Annotated in this window: 15 protein-coding genes; 8 read left to right on the top strand and 7 right to left on the bottom strand. The window is 50.8% G+C overall.

The window, feature by feature from the left end; genetic code table 11:
• Positions 1–225 precede the first annotated feature (225 nt).
• From glnA to SGR01S_RS24285, 4 genes are all read left to right on the top strand, one after another.
• Positions 226–1,635 (top strand): glutamate--ammonia ligase, encoded by a 1,410-nt coding sequence (gene glnA / locus SGR01S_RS21755; RefSeq protein WP_037421793.1) that lies wholly within the window; start codon positions 226–228, stop codon positions 1,633–1,635.
• A 308-nt stretch (positions 1,636–1,943) separates the two neighbouring features.
• Complete coding sequence (gene glnL / locus SGR01S_RS21750) at positions 1,944–2,993, top strand: nitrogen regulation protein NR(II) (protein ID WP_037421796.1); 1,050 nt, start codon at positions 1,944–1,946, stop codon at positions 2,991–2,993.
• A gap of 8 nt (positions 2,994–3,001) precedes the next feature.
• Positions 3,002–4,414 carry a nitrogen regulation protein NR(I) gene (gene glnG / locus SGR01S_RS21745; RefSeq protein WP_037421800.1) on the top strand — a complete coding sequence of 471 codons (1,413 nt, stop codon included), beginning with the start codon at positions 3,002–3,004 and terminating at the stop codon, positions 4,412–4,414.
• A gap of 113 nt (positions 4,415–4,527) precedes the next feature.
• Positions 4,528–4,650, top strand: a complete 123-nt coding sequence (locus tag SGR01S_RS24285; RefSeq protein WP_147284280.1) for a YshB family small membrane protein — start codon at positions 4,528–4,530, stop codon at positions 4,648–4,650.
• A gap of 47 nt (positions 4,651–4,697) precedes the next feature.
• On the opposite strand, the gene hemN is transcribed toward SGR01S_RS24285, so the two are convergent.
• Both hemN and yihI read right to left on the bottom strand, forming a co-directional pair.
• Complete coding sequence (gene hemN / locus SGR01S_RS21740) at positions 4,698–6,071, bottom strand: oxygen-independent coproporphyrinogen III oxidase (RefSeq protein WP_061808574.1); 1,374 nt, start codon at positions 6,069–6,071, stop codon at positions 4,698–4,700.
• A gap of 182 nt (positions 6,072–6,253) precedes the next feature.
• Positions 6,254–6,805, bottom strand: coding sequence for a Der GTPase-activating protein YihI (gene yihI, locus SGR01S_RS21735; RefSeq protein ID WP_061808573.1), 552 nt, complete (start codon positions 6,803–6,805; stop codon positions 6,254–6,256).
• A gap of 748 nt (positions 6,806–7,553) precedes the next feature.
• Here yihI and yihA point away from each other — a divergent pair.
• Entirely contained in the window at positions 7,554–8,204 is a 651-nt protein-coding gene (gene yihA / locus SGR01S_RS21725) for a ribosome biogenesis GTP-binding protein YihA/YsxC (RefSeq protein ID WP_013815052.1), read from the top strand.
• Between the two features lie 278 nt (positions 8,205–8,482).
• On the opposite strand, the gene spfP is transcribed toward yihA, so the two are convergent.
• The gene (spfP, locus tag SGR01S_RS24685) at positions 8,483–8,530 is read right to left on the bottom strand and encodes a small protein SpfP (RefSeq protein WP_071892919.1); all 48 of its coding nucleotides are present in this window, start codon (positions 8,528–8,530) and stop codon (positions 8,483–8,485) included.
• A 207-nt stretch (positions 8,531–8,737) separates the two neighbouring features.
• Positions 8,738–11,542, bottom strand: a complete 2,805-nt coding sequence (gene polA / locus SGR01S_RS21720; protein ID WP_061808572.1) for a DNA polymerase I — start codon at positions 11,540–11,542, stop codon at positions 8,738–8,740.
• A 504-nt stretch (positions 11,543–12,046) separates the two neighbouring features.
• Here polA and yihG point away from each other — a divergent pair.
• On the top strand, positions 12,047–12,937 hold the full coding sequence (yihG, locus tag SGR01S_RS21715; RefSeq protein ID WP_037421816.1) for a 1-acylglycerol-3-phosphate O-acyltransferase, YihG family: 891 nt from the start codon (positions 12,047–12,049) through the stop codon (positions 12,935–12,937).
• Between the two features lie 46 nt (positions 12,938–12,983).
• On the opposite strand, the gene dsbA is transcribed toward yihG, so the two are convergent.
• From dsbA to SGR01S_RS21700, 3 genes are all read right to left on the bottom strand, one after another.
• Entirely contained in the window at positions 12,984–13,607 is a 624-nt protein-coding gene (gene dsbA, locus SGR01S_RS21710) for a thiol:disulfide interchange protein DsbA (RefSeq protein ID WP_037421819.1), read from the bottom strand.
• 29 nt (positions 13,608–13,636) lie between these two features.
• On the bottom strand, positions 13,637–14,623 hold the full coding sequence (locus tag SGR01S_RS21705) for a serine/threonine protein kinase (RefSeq protein WP_061808571.1): 987 nt from the start codon (positions 14,621–14,623) through the stop codon (positions 13,637–13,639).
• Positions 14,624–14,727: 104 nt separating this feature from the next.
• Positions 14,728–14,997 carry a YihD family protein gene (locus tag SGR01S_RS21700; protein WP_037421852.1) on the bottom strand — a complete coding sequence of 90 codons (270 nt, stop codon included), beginning with the start codon at positions 14,995–14,997 and terminating at the stop codon, positions 14,728–14,730.
• 152 nt (positions 14,998–15,149) lie between these two features.
• On the opposite strand from SGR01S_RS21700, the gene mobA reads away from it, so the two are divergent.
• Together mobA and mobB are read left to right on the top strand one after the other, a co-directional pair.
• Positions 15,150–15,743: a molybdenum cofactor guanylyltransferase MobA gene (gene mobA / locus SGR01S_RS21695; protein WP_061808570.1), complete on the top strand. Its 594-nt coding sequence runs from the start codon at positions 15,150–15,152 to the stop codon at positions 15,741–15,743.
• Complete coding sequence (gene mobB, locus SGR01S_RS21690; RefSeq protein WP_061808569.1) at positions 15,736–16,254, top strand: molybdopterin-guanine dinucleotide biosynthesis protein MobB; 519 nt, start codon at positions 15,736–15,738, stop codon at positions 16,252–16,254. Before mobA ends, mobB begins: the two co-directional genes overlap by 8 nt.
• Positions 16,255–16,327 lie beyond the last annotated feature (73 nt).

Raw genomic sequence — 16,327 nt, 5'->3', positions numbered from 1 at the left:
ACTTTTGCACCATTACAGTGCCCCACCTCGCATTGATTGCACCATTTAAGTGCAATGCGTCACTAATGGTGCATACTAATTCTGTGCAAAACCCGCTCAGAAAGGCGTTTATCGCGCTTTAGCAAAGTTGGCACAGTTTTCGCTTTAGTCTTTTCAAGGCAAAAAAAGCCAGTTTCACAGATTCGTTCCACGACGACGACAATGATAAATCCGGGAGAGTTAAGTATGTCCGCTGAACACGTTTTGACGATGCTGAATGAGCATGAAGTGAAATTCGTAGACCTGCGTTTCACTGACACCAAGGGTAAAGAACAACACGTCACCATCCCTGCTCATCAGGTGAATGCCGACTTCTTCGAAGAAGGTAAAATGTTTGACGGCTCCTCGATCGGCGGTTGGAAAGGTATCAACGAATCTGACATGGTACTGATGCCAGACGCCAGCACGGCAGTATTGGATCCGTTCTTCGAAGAATCCACCCTGATTATTCGCTGCGACATCCTTGAGCCAGGCACCATGCAGGGCTACGACCGTGACCCGCGTTCCATTTCTAAGCGTGCAGAAGACTTCCTGCGTTCATCCGGTATCGCGGACACTGTCCTGTTCGGGCCAGAGCCAGAATTCTTCCTGTTCGATGACATTCGTTTCGGCAGCAGCATCCGTGGTTCCCACGTGGCTATCGACGATATCGAAGGCGCATGGAACTCAGGCACCAAATACGATGGCGGCAACAAAGGCCACCGTCCGGCAGTTAAAGGCGGCTACTTCCCAGTTCCTCCTGTCGACTCTTCACAAGACATTCGCTCTACCATGTGTTTGACCATGGAAGAAATGGGTCTGGTTGTTGAAGCACACCATCACGAAGTGGCAACTGCAGGTCAGAACGAAGTGGCAACCCGCTTCAACACCATGACCAAAAAAGCCGACGAAATCCAAATCTACAAATACGTGGTTCACAACGTGGCTCACGCATTTGGCAAAACTGCGACCTTCATGCCGAAGCCGATGTTCGGTGATAACGGTTCTGGTATGCACTGCCACATGTCTTTGTCCAAGAACGGCACTAACCTGTTCGCTGGTGACAAATACGGCGGCCTGTCTGAAACTGCTCTGTTCTACATCGGCGGTATCATCAAGCACGCTAAAGCCATCAATGCCCTGGCCAACCCGACCACCAACTCTTACAAGCGTCTGGTCCCAGGTTACGAAGCACCGGTCATGCTGGCTTACTCCGCCCGCAACCGCTCTGCTTCTATCCGTATTCCAGTGGTAGCCAGCCCGAAAGCACGTCGTATCGAAGCTCGCTTCCCTGATCCAGCCGCTAACCCATACCTGTGCTTCGCGGCGCTGCTGATGGCTGGCCTGGACGGTGTGATTAATAAAATCCACCCTGGCGATGCCATGGATAAAAACCTGTATGACCTGCCACCGGAAGAAGAAGCTGAAATTCCAAAAGTTGCAGGTTCCCTGGATGAAGCGCTGGCTGCATTAAGCGAAGACCGCGAGTTCCTGACCCGTGGCGGCGTATTCACAGACGACGCTATCGACGCTTACATCGACCTGCGTAAAGAAGAAATGGATCGCGTTCGCATGACACCACACCCGGTTGAATTCGAACTGTACTACAGCGTTTAAGTTTTACCGCGCCGTCTGCGGACGGCGCCCAGATTTAGTTGTCTTTTTTGTTGCCGTGGAAACTTTCTGCCCATCTTCGGATGGGTTTTTTTCTCCACCATATTTTCTGCAAAACTATTCCATACCGCGTACATGACGGATGGAGTAGGATAAATGCACTAAAAAGGTGCAGTCGTCTGCTATGCCCAATTAATTTCAAGGTGCAGCTAGGCGGCAACCGAGCGAACCGACAGGAGCTTGGTCTGCCAAGTGACTGGTGTGAGTAAGAGCAGCCAACAACGCTGCGTCTTGAAAGATGAAGGGCATATATGGCAACTGGCAAGCTGCCCGACGCAGGGCAGATCCTCAATTCGCTCATTAACAGCATTTTGCTGTTAGATGATTCGCTGGCGGTTCATTACGCCAATCCGGCAGCACAACAACTGCTGGCACAGAGTTCTCGTAAACTTTTCGGTACGCCTTTACCCGATCTGCTCGGCTACTTCTCACTGAACGTCGATTTGATGCGTGAGAGCCTGCGCGCCGGTCAGGGCTTTACCGATAACGAAGTGACCCTGGTGGTTGACGGACGTGCGCACATCCTCTCTTTGACCGCCCAGGCGTTGCCTGAAGGTTATATCTTGGTCGAGCTGGCGCCGATGGATAACCAACGCCGCCTGAGTCAGGAACAGTTACAACACGCACAACAAGTTGCCGCTCGCGATTTGGTACGTGGTCTGGCACATGAAATCAAAAATCCACTTGGTGGCTTACGGGGCGCGGCACAATTGCTGGCCAAGGCGCTTCCAGATCCATCACTGACCGAATACACCAAGGTCATCATTGAACAGGCCGATCGCCTGCGCAATCTGGTTGATCGTCTGCTGGGCCCACAACGGCCTGGCCAGCACATTACCCAAAGTATTCATCAGGTCGCAGAACGCGTTTGCCAACTGGTGGCACTGGAAAAACCGGATAACGTGACGCTGGTACGTGATTATGACCCCAGCCTACCGGAAATGGCGCACGACCCGGATCAAATCGAACAGGTTCTGCTGAACATTACCCGTAACGCTCTGCAGGCACTGGGACCGGCTGGCGGCACCATCACGTTACGCACCCGCACCGCATTCCAGATCACCCTGCATGGCAGCCGTTATCGGCTGGCAGCACGTATTGATATAGAAGATGACGGCCCCGGCGTGCCGGCGCAGTTACAAGACACGCTGTTTTACCCAATGGTCAGCGGCCGCGAAGGCGGAACCGGCCTGGGTTTATCCATCGCCCGTAATCTTATTGATCAACATTGCGGAAAAATTGAATTTAACAGTTGGCCAGGACATACCGAATTCTCGGTTTACCTGCCTATTCGTCAGTGAGGTTTTCTATGCAACGAGGGATAGTCTGGATCGTCGATGACGATAGCTCCATCCGCTGGGTGCTTGAACGCGCACTCACTGGGGCAGGTGTGAGCTGCGTAACCTTCGAGAGTGGCAATGAGGTTTTGGAAGCCTTGTCCACACAAACGCCTGACGTGTTGCTGTCTGACATCCGCATGCCGGGCATGGATGGTCTTGCATTACTCAAACAAATAAAGCAGCGTCACCCTATGCTTCCGGTCATCATAATGACGGCACATTCGGATTTGGACGCGGCAGTCAGTGCCTACCAGCAAGGGGCTTTTGATTACCTGCCAAAACCCTTTGATATCGATGAAGCTGTCGCACTGGTAGAACGTGCTATCAGTCATTATCAGGAACAACAACAACCAGCGCGCAGTCAGCCAGCTAACGATCCGGTCGCAGACATTATCGGCGAAGCCCCGGCAATGCAGGATGTATTCCGTATTATCGGACGTCTTTCACGCTCATCGATCAGCGTCTTGATCAACGGTGAGTCAGGCACAGGTAAAGAGCTAGTGGCTCATGCCCTGCATCGCCACAGCCCGCGCGCTAAATCGCCGTTTATTGCATTGAATATGGCGGCTATTCCCAAAGATCTGATCGAGTCCGAACTGTTCGGCCACGAAAAAGGCGCCTTTACGGGGGCTAATCAGATTCGCCAGGGCCGCTTTGAGCAGGCTGATGGCGGGACATTGTTCCTGGATGAAATCGGCGATATGCCACTGGATGTTCAAACTCGTTTACTGCGAGTGTTGGCAGATGGCCAATTCTACCGTGTCGGTGGTTATGCGCCGGTGAAAGTAGATGTGCGTATTATCGCCGCGACACACCAGAACCTGGAATTACGCGTGCAGGAAGGCAAATTCCGTGAGGATCTGTTCCATCGTCTCAATGTGATACGTGTACACCTGCCGCCATTACGTGAGCGTCGTGAGGACATTCCACGTCTGGCACGCTACTTCCTACAGGTGGCCGCAAAAGAGCTGGGTGTTGAGGCGAAGAATTTGCATCCTGAGACAGAAACGGCTCTGACCCGCCTGCCATGGCCAGGCAACGTGCGCCAATTGGAGAACACGTGCCGCTGGTTAACCGTGATGGCCGCCGGGCAAGAGGTGCTGATTCAAGATCTGCCGAGTGAGTTGTTTGAAACCTCTGCGCCAGAAACCACCAGCCACAGTCTGCCAGACAGCTGGGCCACATTGTTGGCACAGTGGGCCGACCGCGCACTACGTTCCGGTCATCAAAACTTGCTGTCGGAAGCGCAACCGGAAATGGAGCGCACTTTGCTCACTACCGCGTTGCGCCATACCCAGGGGCATAAGCAGGAAGCCGCTCGCTTGCTGGGTTGGGGCCGTAATACGTTAACTCGCAAGTTGAAAGAGTTGGGAATGGAATAGTTTGTGTTGTTGATTATAGAAAACACAATCAAGCGCACAAAAAATCGACTGTTTCAGGCTTTACAGCCGCTCTGGCGGCAGTATGATCGGGGCGCACACTCTGGAGGCTCTCGATGCTGGACTCATTGGTCGCATTCATTTCCCAAGGCGCGGAGCTTGGCTCTGCCGCCAGTCACACGCCACAGGCAGCCGTGGCTGCTGTGCTGTGCGCAGCACTGATTAATTTCTTGAGTTAAATGTTTAATCGAAAAAACAGCCGCTTTAGCGGCTGTTTTTTTATCCCTCAAATAACCCGAGAGAATTGCTGTGCGCGTGCCTGCTGACGCAAGTAGATATCAAAGCACATGCAGATATTGCGGATCAGTAACCGACCACGTGGCGTAACGCGGATACCCTGCTCGTTGCGCTCCACCAGCCCGTCGCGTTCAAACGGCGCCAGCAACTGCAAATCTTCAGCAAAGTAGCTGGCGAAGCTGATACCAAACTGTTGCTCTATAGCCAAGTAGTCCAGCTTAAAGTTACAGATCAACGTTTTGATCACCTCACGCCGCAGGCAGTCATCTTCCGTCATCGCCAGGCCGCGCCACAAGGCATTCCCCTGCGCCTCAACGCTACGGTAATAGGTCTTCAGCTCTTTCTGGTTCTGGGCATAGCTGTCCCCCAGCATGCTGATAGCCGAAACCCCCAGCCCCAGCAAATCGCTGTCCCCCTGAGTGGTGTATCCCTGGAAGTTGCGGTGCAGTTTCCCTTCGCGCTGTGCCACGGCCAGTTCATCATCCGGGCGGGCAAAGTGGTCCATGCCGATAAACTGATAGCCGGACTCGGTCAGGGAGGCAATGGTCTGCTGCAGAATATCCAATTTCTGCTGCGCACTCGGCAAATCCGCGTCTTTGATTTTGCGCTGGGCTGCGAATAAATTCGGCATATGGGCGTAGTTAAATACGCTCAGACGATCCGGATTCAACTCTGCTACCCGCTGCAGGGTATAAGCGAAGCTCTCTGGTGTCTGTTTCGGCAACCCATAGATCAGATCGATATTGGTGGAATTAAAACCTAGTGCTTTGGCGCGTGCAATCAACGCGAAGATGAAGTCTTCATCCTGCTCGCGATTCACCAATCGCTGCACGTCTTTATTGAAGTCCTGTACACCCATGCTAAGGCGGTTAAAGCCTTCGCTGCGTAAATGATCGAGCACATCCAGCTCAATCTCACGCGGATCGACTTCGATCGACATTTCCAAATCGGGGAGAAAATCAAAGTGTTGCCGCAGTTGTGCCACCAGCGTGCTGATTTGCGACTTACTCAGGTAGGTCGGTGTGCCGCCGCCCCAGTGTAACTGGCTGACCTTACGCCCGGCAAACAGGGGAGCGCGAAGGGCGATTTCCTGTGCCAATACAGCCAGATATTCATCAGCCTTGTGTGTCTGACGCGTCACCAGCTTGTTGCAACCACAGAAATAGCAGAGCTTGTGGCAGAAAGGGATATGCACATACAGCGACAGAGAACGCTCGGGATAACGCGCTGCAGCGCGTTTGAACGCCACGTCGTCGTAGCCCTGGTTAAACTCCAGCGCTGTGGGGTATGAGGTATAACGCGGCCCTGAATAGTTATATTTCTGGATCAGGGCCAGATCCCAGACAATTGCCTGCTCTGACATGCTCACTCCTTCCGATATTTTTTCCTACCGGGCCGGGAAATGGGCAGTTGTCTACGCTGTCTGGCCGCGGAAGCGCTGCGGAAACGTGATTTACGTTTAGACAGCCGCCATAGTTTACCGAATAACCACAGCAGATAACACATCAAGAGTAGGGCTATTGTCAGGATCAGCCACATGACGCGTTAAATTACGTCTTTTGGGTTACCGCCTTTCAGCAGTTTCAGAATATCTTCCCGCTTCTCTTCTTCTTCTTCGTCGTCATCACCCAGTTCAATACCCAATTGCTCCATCAGGGCATCAATACGATCCAGAGTCTGATCAACGTAGGACTGATCTTCAGCGTTCAGCGTCTCGCCGTCATCAATGCGATCCAGCAGTGCATCCAGACGCTCATCATTTTCCAACTTAGCCAGCTCTTCTTCCGGCGTCAGACGTGGCTTAGGCTTGGCTTCAGCTTTCGGCTTGGCTTGCGGTTTGGCTTTTGGCTTATCTTCAGCCAACAGCGCTACCGGCACTTTGCTGCCAATACGTGGATCTTTGGTCTGTGCCCCTGCTTTATTTTTCTGATTGGCAGACTCAACCTGGGTGCGAGAACCGGAAGCAAGACCACGGCGTTTCTTTGCACGCTTGCGTTCACGGGCTTCCTGATCGAGCTCCACACGGCTTTTCTTTTTGGTTTTCGACGTCGCCGCGCTGCTGCGTGGGGCGCGAGGTGCTTTTGATGGCTGGTTCATAGCGTATGCTCTTAGGTATGTAGATTCAGTATAGAGATAGATGCTATACGATTGCGGCGGAATCTAGCAGAAAGCGGACAAAGAAAAAAGGCGGCAGGTTAAACCCGCCGCCTATTTGCACCCTCTTTCGAAGGATATTCCTGCTACGCGCTCCGTGCGCACACTCAACATCCTGGTCTTTCCTTTTGCTATAACCGCATTCCCTGCAACACTACGTCCTTCATCCTGAAAGGAAAATCGTCCATGGCGCAATCCGTACGCATCCGCTCTTCCTGAGCGCGCTTCCTGCGGGCATCCCAATTGCAGTAACTTCACCATCCTTGTGCTATTCGCATATTCAGATGCAAATAGATCAATTCCTTCTGGGTTCATCCTGGTACTCCAGCACGTCCCGTGCACTCCATGAGATTTATCACCCTTCCCGGATGTTCCTTAATCCTGCACAGCCTTGTGCTGTAAACTACTCTACGCGATCAACGTTTACGCTCAAGGTATCTGCCGTGTAATTGGCATATCGAAGAATGCAGCAGATAATTAACTTTTTGTTTTTTAATTAAAATAAAAAAAATAGCTTTCGAATAAAGCGACATTACCCACTATTCGAATGGCGAATGTCTCACACGCGTGAGCTGGCCTTACTGCCATGCCCTGCTAGCCTGGCGCTTAAAAACAGAGAAACACACCATTTTTACCGCTGATGCAGTTATAATCGCCAACCAGTAAGCCATCCTCACGGAGACGAAAAATTTTGACCAGCAAGAATTACAATTATCATGTGACCCATTTCGTCACCAGTGCGCCCGATATTCGCCATCTTCCGGGGGATGAAGGTATTGAAGTTGCGTTCGCCGGTCGCTCTAATGCCGGTAAGTCCAGCGCGTTAAATACCCTGACCAACCAGAAAGGCCTGGCGCGAACCAGTAAAACACCGGGCCGTACCCAGCTGATTAACCTGTTCGAGGTTGAAGAAGGCATTCGCCTCGTCGATCTGCCGGGTTATGGCTATGCGGAAGTACCGGAAGAAATGAAACGCAAATGGCAGCGTGCGTTGGGTGAATACCTGCAAATGCGCAACTGCCTGAAAGGTCTGGTGGTGTTGATGGATATCCGCCACCCATTAAAAGACCTCGATCAACAGATGATTCAGTGGGCGGTCGATGTGGGTACTCCGGTACTGGTTCTGCTGACCAAGGCAGACAAATTGGCATCCGGTGCGCGTAAGGCACAACTCAATATGGTACGTGAAGCAGTCGTGCCATTTATGGGCGATATCCAGGTTGAAGCCTTCTCTTCACCGAAAAAAATCGGCGTCGACAAACTGAGCCAAAAATTGAATACCTGGTTTAACGAGATCCCACCGGAAGTACTGCCGGAAGATGACGACGCCGCTGGCGAATAAAGTCCCCCAGGTAACACCATGGCCGATGTGGAAACACATCGGCTTTTTTATGCTCAAAAAACCGCGATCTCAGGCATTTTTCGTTATCTAATTACAGTTATGACCAAAAACCATCATAAATTCTTATAACGATTTAATGTGAAGAGTATGAACAACGGGCAATTACAGAAGATTTCTTGAAGAGGAATACAGTGGGAGAGATAAGATAAAACGATGGCTGCACTTTGTTTTTACAATAAAAAACGCCCCAGTCAATACTGACTGGGGCGGCTAAATATTCAGCCAAATCCGATTACGTGAAGTAAAAGGTCTGAAAGATAGAACATCTTACCTCTGTACCCTACGCGAGTAACTTTACATGATTTTTTCGCAGTGCAAAAGAATTTTTTGTAGTTTACTTACACAGTTTAGCGCGTAATAACGGCGAGGTTGGAGAAACAATCGCCGTATCTTGTAGCTTAATTACAAAAACTGCTTAGGTTATCGCCAGTTAGCACATCCAGTGTGGATATGGCTGGCGAACCTCAACATCATCAGTGGGCTTCATCCCAGTTAGCACCCACGCCGACGTCCACTTTCAGCGGCACTGCCAGCATCATGCTATTTTCCATCAGCTCACGAATATGCTGGCTGGACTCCTCAATCACCGACTCATGCACCTCGAACACTAATTCATCGTGTACCTGCATGATCATACGCACCAGCGGTTTCTCTTGGGCTTGCAGCCAAGCATCCACTTCGATCATCGCGCGCTTAATAATATCCGCTGCGGTCCCCTGCATTGGGGCATTAATCGCCGCACGCTCGGCCGCCTTACGACGCATACCATTGCTGGAGTTTACGTCTGGCAGATACAACCGACGACCATCCAGCGTACTGACGTAGCCCTGACTGGCCGCCTGCTGGCGAGTACGCTCCATGTAGTCCAGCACACCTGGATAGCGCTCAAAATAGAGATCCATGTAACGCTGAGCTTCCCCACGAGGGATCCCCAGCTGACGTGCCAGACCAAATGCGCTCATGCCATAAATCAGGCCGAAGTTAATCGCTTTGGCGCTGCGGCGCTGCTCATTGGTTACTTTATCGAGTGGCAGGCCAAACACCTCGGCTGCAGTGGCGCGGTGGATATCCTCTCCAGCCGCAAAGGCTTTCAGCAACCCCTCATCCTGTGACAGGTGAGCCATAATACGCAGTTCAATCTGAGAATAGTCGGCAGCAACGATACGATAGCCTTCCGGGGCAATAAATGCCTGACGGATGCGGCGCCCTTCGTCGTTACGCACTGGAATATTCTGCAGGTTAGGATCGCTGGAGGAGAGACGTCCGGTAGCCGTCACCGCCTGATGATAGGAAGTATGCACCCGACCACTGACCGGGTTGATCATCAGCGGCAGTTTATCGGTATAGGTCGTTTTCAGTTTTGCCAACCCACGGTATTCCAGGATCACCTTCGGTAACGGGTAATCCAGCGCCAATTCCGCCAACACTTCTTCGTTAGTCGACGGCGCACCGCCCGGGGTTTTCTTCAGTACAGGCAGTTTTTGTTTTTCGTACAGAATAGCCTGCAACTGTTTAGTCGACGCCAGGTTGAATGGCTCTTCCGCCAGTTCATGGGCTTGAATTTCCAATTCAGCCAAGCGCTTGGTTAGTTCGATAGAATGCGTAGCCAAAATACTCTGATCAATCAGCACCCCAGTTCGCTCTATATGCGACAACACCGGCACTAGCGGCATTTCGATCTCATTGAATACCGTCAATAGCTCGGCACTTTCCTGCAACTGAGGCCACATCGCCAAATGCAATTGCAGCGTGACATCGGCATCTTCAGCGGCGTAAGGCGCGGCCTGCTCCAATGCAATCTGGTTGAAGGTAAGTTGCTTTTTACCCTTACCGGCAATCTCTTCGAAGGTCACGGTTTTATGGCCAAGATAGCGATCAGACAAGCTGTCCATATCGTGACGGCCACCCACACTGTCCAACACATAGGATTCCAGCATGGTGTCAAAGGCAATGCCACGCAAGCTGATGTCATAACGAGCCAACAGACCCATATCAAACTTCAGGTTTTGCCCGACCTTCAGCGCTTTCTCGTCTTCCAGCAGCGGCTTCAGGGTGGCTAACACGTGAGCGCGATCCAACTGCACTGGCGCATCAAGATAGTCATGAGCCACCGGCAGATAAGCGGCTTCGCCTGGGGCAATAGCAAACGACAAGCCGATCAGGTTCGCGGTCAGCGTGTCCAGGCCATCGGTTTCAGTATCAAAGGCAAATACGTCGGCTTTTTTAAGTTTTTCCAACCACTCAGCGAAAGTATCTTCATCCAGAATGGTGACATAACCCTCTTGCGACAACGTCGCTTCTGCCGCGGCTTTTCCGGTTTCGGCTACTGCACTGGCAGAAGATTTCGCCGCGCTGGTTGCTTTCACACCGGCACTTTTCTTGCCTTCCAGCCAAACGCCGGCTTCAACATCTGCCAGCCATCGCTTAAATTCGTACTGTTTGAACAGCTGCTGTAATACGTCGACGTCCGGCGCAGACACTTCAAGATCGGCGCAGGTCAGATCCAGTTCGACATCGGTTTTGATGGTGGCCAGCTTGTAAGAGAGGTATGCCATCTCTTTGTTCTGTTCCAATTTGGCCGCCATGGTCTTGGCGCCACGGAAGCTGAGCGTGGCGATGCTGTCCAGATTGGCGTAAAGCATATCCAACCCACCAAGCCCCTGTAAAAGCCCCTGAGCCGTTTTCTCACCCACACCAGGCACACCAGGAATGTTATCCGAGGCATCCCCCATCAGCGCCAGGAAGTCGATAATCAGCTCCGGCGGAATACCGTACTTGTCGCACACTTCCTGCGGGCCGAGGATAGTATTGTTCATGGTGTTGATCAGGGTGACGTTCGGTGTTACCAGCTGCGCCATGTCTTTATCACCGGTGCTGATCAGCACCGCGTGACCCGCTTTTTCAGCTTGCTGGGCTAGCGTACCTATCACGTCGTCTGCCTCTACGCCAGGCGTGACTAGCAGCGGCAGCCCCATGGCCTTGACCATTTTGTGCAGCGGCTCAATTTGCGCGCGCAGATCGTCCGGCATTGGTGGCCGATGCGATTTATATTCTGCAAAGAGCTCATCACGGAAGGTTTTTCCTTTGGCATCAAACACCACCGCAACATGGCTCGGCTGATACTGTAACAGCAGGCTGCGCAGCATATTCAGCACGCCGTACATTGCCCCGGTCGGTTCACCCGCAGAGTTAGTCAGCGGAGGGAAGGCATGATAAGCGCGGTAGAGGTACGAGGAACCGTCAACCAGGATTAATGGGTTTTCTGCAATTTGGGCCATAGCGTTACTTTATCTTTATCGTGATCGGACATAGCGGTAAGCATGCCATAGCTGGCCGCCTGAGACGAACCTTAGCGTGCATTAAGGGTGAAAATCATGTGATTCTGCGAAGCGATCCTCAAGATCCTGCCTGTGGATAACTTTGTGTATAGAAAAGACAATAAATTATAACGATGCGTTTATCGTTATAATGGGAAATAAAATTCCTATTGAAATCACTGCGTTAAATGACGCTATTTTCACTGAGGGTAATTATCGACTTTTACACGATTTGTGGATATAACTTGCACTCAATTTTAATCGCACTATTAATCAAATTCGGCGCCTCAATTACCATAGCACAAGATGAGCAAGTTGCACGAAAACGCAGCAAATGCCTATTTCTTCCGCCATAAAACAGTTACTGTTAGCGGGCGCTTTCCCTCTATAGTTTCTGTTAAAATATTTTTTTGTTCATGCATACCGGCATGTAACGCTGTTCTCACCAACCGTCAGCCCATAACCATGCCAAGATTGTTATCCCCTGTTATTTTTATACTTTCTGCCCTGCTCGCCATTTTGGTGACCGTACTGTGTTCGATCCCAATCACACTGGCTGGCATCATTAAACTACTGGTGCCTTTTCCTGCCGTTTGGAAACGTATCTCAGCTTTTGCTGATTTTATGATGTGGTGCTGGTGTGCAGGTTTGGCATTGCTATTACGGATCAACTGGCAACTGCGTTGGGATATTGAAGGGCTCGAAGGGCTGGAACGTAAAAACTGGTATCTACTGATCAGTAATCACGAAAGCTGGTCGGATATTGTGGTGCTCTGCGTGTTGTTCCGTAACCATATTCCCATGAATAAATACTTTCTTAAACAACAGCTAGCCTGGGTACCCTTTGTTGGCCTGGCCTGTTGGGCGCTGGATATGCCATTCATGAAACGCTACTCGCGCGGCTATTTACTCAAACATCCTGACAAGCGCGGTAATGACATCGAAACTACGCGCCGTTCCTGCGAGAAGTTTCGAAAACGTCCGACCACTATCGTCAATTTTGTGGAGGGATCACGTTTTACTGAAGCCAAGAAAATTAAAAGCAATTCCCCCTATCGCAATTTATTGGCCCCTAAAGCCGCCGGTATTGCTTTTACACTCAGTGCATTAGGTAAGCAGTTCGATAAAGTGTTAAACGTCACCCTGCTTTATCCGGATAATACTGAGCGCCCGTTTATGGATATGCTATGCGGTCGATTGAAACGTGTTGTGGTGAGAATTGAGTTGTTGCCAATCGATGAAACCATGCATGGGGATTACTTTAACGACAAGCAGTTTAAGCGACGTTTCCAACTCTGGCTGAATACACTGTGGCAAGACAAAGATCGACTGTTGGATAAACTGAAGCAGCAATAGCAGAAAAAAAGCCGGCTAAGCCGGCTTTTTTAACATTAAATCTCGGTTACTTCTGCTGGCTGAGGTATTTAACCACGTCGGCGAATTGCTTCACGTAAGCATCCATCGAACTGGTGTCCAGACCGTCATTTTTAACCATGTATTTACCGTTAACAAATACAGCCGGAACGCCACGCAGTTGCAGATCTTCTGCGGCTTTCTCCTGTTGAACAACCAGGGATTTAACCACGAAGCTGTTCAATGCCCCGTCATAATCCGCTGCACTCACACCCGCTTTCACAAACACATTGCGGATATCATCCGGGGTTTGCACAGTCTGGGTTTTCTGCACAGCTTCAAACATTAACGGGCTGACTTTATCTTCCACACCCAGCGCCATTGCAACGGCCCATGCCTGAGTCAGCTGTTTGCCCAGAGGCCCCAAGAACTCAACGTGGTATTTGGTCATTTTGGTGCCCGCAGGCAGCGCTTTTTTCACATTTTCGGAAACGTGATAAACCTGCTCAAACTGATAGCAGTGTGGGCAATAGAAGGAAAAGAACTCCAGCACCTGAGGTTCACCGGTCACGGGCTTATCCAGGGTTACATACTGAGTACCATCGCTAAACTGCGCAGCCGAGGCACTGAATGCCATTACCATGCCAACGAGTGCCAACCATATTTTCTTCATAAGACTAAACTCTCCATTGTGTTAAAGCTTCAATACATTGGCATCAGCTGCAGAGGGGGTTCCTGCAACAGCTTAACCTGCTCGGTGAATGCCGCCGTCTGAGATAACCAGAAATCAGACTCCGCCATCCACGGAAAACTTTTAGGGAACGCGGGATCTTGCCAGCGGCGAGCGACCCATGCGAGGTAGTACACCATACGCATCGCACGCAGTGGTTCGATCAACGCCAACTCACTTTGATCAAACTCGGCAAACTCTGAGTAAGCCTCCAGCAACACATCTAACTGCATCAAGCGATCGCGACGTTCGCCGTGCAACAGCATCCACAAATCCTGTATTGCCGGACCGTTCCGCGCATCATCAAGATCAACAAATAGCGGGCCATCACGCCACAGAATATTGCCCGGGTGGCAATCACCGTGCAAACGACGCGGCTGCCAGTTCAAATGCCAACACTGTTTAATCGCTTCAATCAGCGTATCGGTCGCTTTCAGGAAGCTTTCGCGCTGTGCCTTCGGTAACAGTTCACAGCTAGCCAATACCTGACGTGGCGCAGTAAGGTACTCTTCAATACCCATTGTCGGGCGCTCAACAAACAGGCTTTCACTGCCCACCTGATGAATACGCCCAAGGAAACGACCTACCCACTCCAGCTGAGCGAGATTATCAATCTCATACTGCCGCCCACCAACGCTGGGAAAGACAGTGAAGAAGAAACCACTGTGCGTATGCAACGTTTGCCCTTGCAGGCATAAAGGGGCAACAGCTGGGATCTCCGCCAGAGCAAGATCTTGTGAAAACTGGTGTTCTTCACCAATTTGCTTGGCGCTCCAGCGTTCAGGGCGATAAAACTTCACCACATAACGCTTACGATCTTCATCCATGAACTGATAGACGCGGTTCTCATAGCTATTAAGCGCTGTTAGCCCGGAATCTACACGCAGGCCAATCCCTTCCAGCGCGTCCATTATCAGGTCGGGCGACAGGGTCTGAAAATTAAAAGCTGAGTTGTTCATAACAACATTCGGTTTCGTTTGGTGACATCACTGTGCCGGGAATGAGAAATAGTAGCATTAATGACAGCCTTCACGAGCAACTGGTTCACCATACCGCACGAATGCTAATCCTTTATCACGCCACGGGCGCGCAGTAATGCCGTTTTAAAGTCTTCTTCGTAGTCCTTCTTCAAACCGGGGATCTGCTCAGTACCGGCGCTGCCACGCATTTTCAGATGGTAGATCAAGATATCATCACTCAGTTCGGTCAGATTGCCCTGAAAACCAGCCTCTTGTGCCAATTTTTGCAAAAACTGAATCAGGCTAAGATCCGGATCTTCCTGCCAGGCTGGCTGCAACAGTTCAATCAGCTCGTTTACGCGGTGCGTTTTCATCGCAATATCGTCCATTAGAATGAATAAACACACAAAGTAGCAGGCTTACCAACACAGTGAAAGAACCAGCTTGTCAATAAAGGTAAATCCTGATGCCACACCAGCTTTAGCGCTACAATCAGGGCGTTAGCCATAAATTCGGAATAATAATTATGCACGAGGATATTACCGGCATTATTTTAGCCGGTGGACGCGCAACACGAATGGGTGGGGAAGATAAAGGTCTGGTTCAGGTTGCCAGCGTACCGCTATATCAATACGTACTGTCTCGGTTACGATCGCAGGTCGGGCAAATAGCCATTAGCGCCAATCGCAATCAGACCCGCTATCAGGAAAGCGGCCTGCCTGTAATCAGTGATCTGATCGCTGACTTTTCCGGGCCACTCGCTGGCATGTTAGCTGGGCTTAAGCACGCCACCACAGAATGGATCGCTTTTGTACCCTGCGACGTCCCCGACTTTCCTACTACATTGGTTGAACAGCTTTGGCAACAAAAAGGCCAAGCACTGGCCGCCTACGCCCACGATGGAGAGCGGGCACATCCAACCCTGGCGCTGCTGCACAACAGTCTGGCACCTCAATTAACAGCCTATCTGGCTCGTGGGGAACGTAAATTGATGTTGTTCCTGGATACAGTGGGCGCACAACAGATAACCTTCGAAGGCCAGCAAACGGCATTCCATAATCTTAATACCCGGGAAGACTGCCAGCGTTGGTTACAAGCAAAAGGACCTATCAATGAATAATGCTTTTCCCCCGCTACTGGCCATTGCCGCTTACAGCGGGACAGGTAAAACCACGCTGCTCAAGCAATTAATTCCTTTATTAAAGCAGCAGGAAATCCGTGTCGGGCTGATAAAGCATACGCATCATGATATGGATGTGGATACGCCTGGAAAAGACAGTTATGAATTGCGCAAAGCCGGTGCAGATCAAACATTAGTCGCCAGCGATCGTCGTTGGGCATTAATGACCGAAACACCAGAACAACAGCCTTTGGATCTTCAGTATCTGGCCAGTCGTTTTGATCGTACCAAGGTGGATGTCATTCTAGTTGAGGGGTTTAAACATGAACCTATCAGCAAAATCATTCTCTATCGTGAAGATATTGGTAGGCCACTTGAGGATATGTTGGATGAGTTTGTTATCGCCGTTGCCAGCGATCAACCTTTAACCATGAAGATAAGGTTGTTAGATCTCAATCAGCCCGAAAACATCGCTGCTTTCATTGCTGAATGGTTGAAAGGCGCAGCGTAGCTGCGCTGTTTTTCCTTTCGCACATAGCAAAAAGGCCATCCTTGCGGATGGCCTCTTGGCTTAATTGATGCCT

Source organism: Serratia grimesii NBRC 13537 (assembly GCF_001590905.1).
Classification (GTDB): domain Bacteria; phylum Pseudomonadota; class Gammaproteobacteria; order Enterobacterales; family Enterobacteriaceae; genus Serratia; species Serratia grimesii.
This window is presented reverse-complemented; position numbering and strand designations above follow the sequence as displayed.

Excerpts from the sequence above, each read along its gene's own strand:
- SGR01S_RS21705 (WP_061808571.1), bottom strand. The coding sequence starts at position 14,623 with ATGAACAACTCAGCTTTTAATTTTCAGACCCTGTCGCCCGACCTGATA.
- polA (WP_061808572.1), bottom strand. The coding sequence starts at position 11,542 with ATGGCCCAAATTGCAGAAAACCCATTAATCCTGGTTGACGGTTCCTCG.
- mobA (WP_061808570.1), top strand. The coding sequence starts at position 15,150 with ATGCACGAGGATATTACCGGCATTATTTTAGCCGGTGGACGCGCAACA.
- hemN (WP_061808574.1), bottom strand. The coding sequence starts at position 6,071 with ATGTCAGAGCAGGCAATTGTCTGGGATCTGGCCCTGATCCAGAAATAT.
- mobB (WP_061808569.1), top strand. The coding sequence starts at position 15,736 with ATGAATAATGCTTTTCCCCCGCTACTGGCCATTGCCGCTTACAGCGGG.
- yihI (WP_061808573.1), bottom strand. The coding sequence starts at position 6,805 with ATGAACCAGCCATCAAAAGCACCTCGCGCCCCACGCAGCAGCGCGGCG.
- glnA (WP_037421793.1), top strand. The coding sequence starts at position 226 with ATGTCCGCTGAACACGTTTTGACGATGCTGAATGAGCATGAAGTGAAA.
- SGR01S_RS24285 (WP_147284280.1), top strand. The coding sequence starts at position 4,528 with ATGCTGGACTCATTGGTCGCATTCATTTCCCAAGGCGCGGAGCTTGGC.
- glnG (WP_037421800.1), top strand. The coding sequence starts at position 3,002 with ATGCAACGAGGGATAGTCTGGATCGTCGATGACGATAGCTCCATCCGC.
- glnL (WP_037421796.1), top strand. The coding sequence starts at position 1,944 with ATGGCAACTGGCAAGCTGCCCGACGCAGGGCAGATCCTCAATTCGCTC.
- SGR01S_RS21700 (WP_037421852.1), bottom strand. The coding sequence starts at position 14,997 with ATGAAAACGCACCGCGTAAACGAGCTGATTGAACTGTTGCAGCCAGCC.
- dsbA (WP_037421819.1), bottom strand. The coding sequence starts at position 13,607 with ATGAAGAAAATATGGTTGGCACTCGTTGGCATGGTAATGGCATTCAGT.
- yihG (WP_037421816.1), top strand. The coding sequence starts at position 12,047 with ATGCCAAGATTGTTATCCCCTGTTATTTTTATACTTTCTGCCCTGCTC.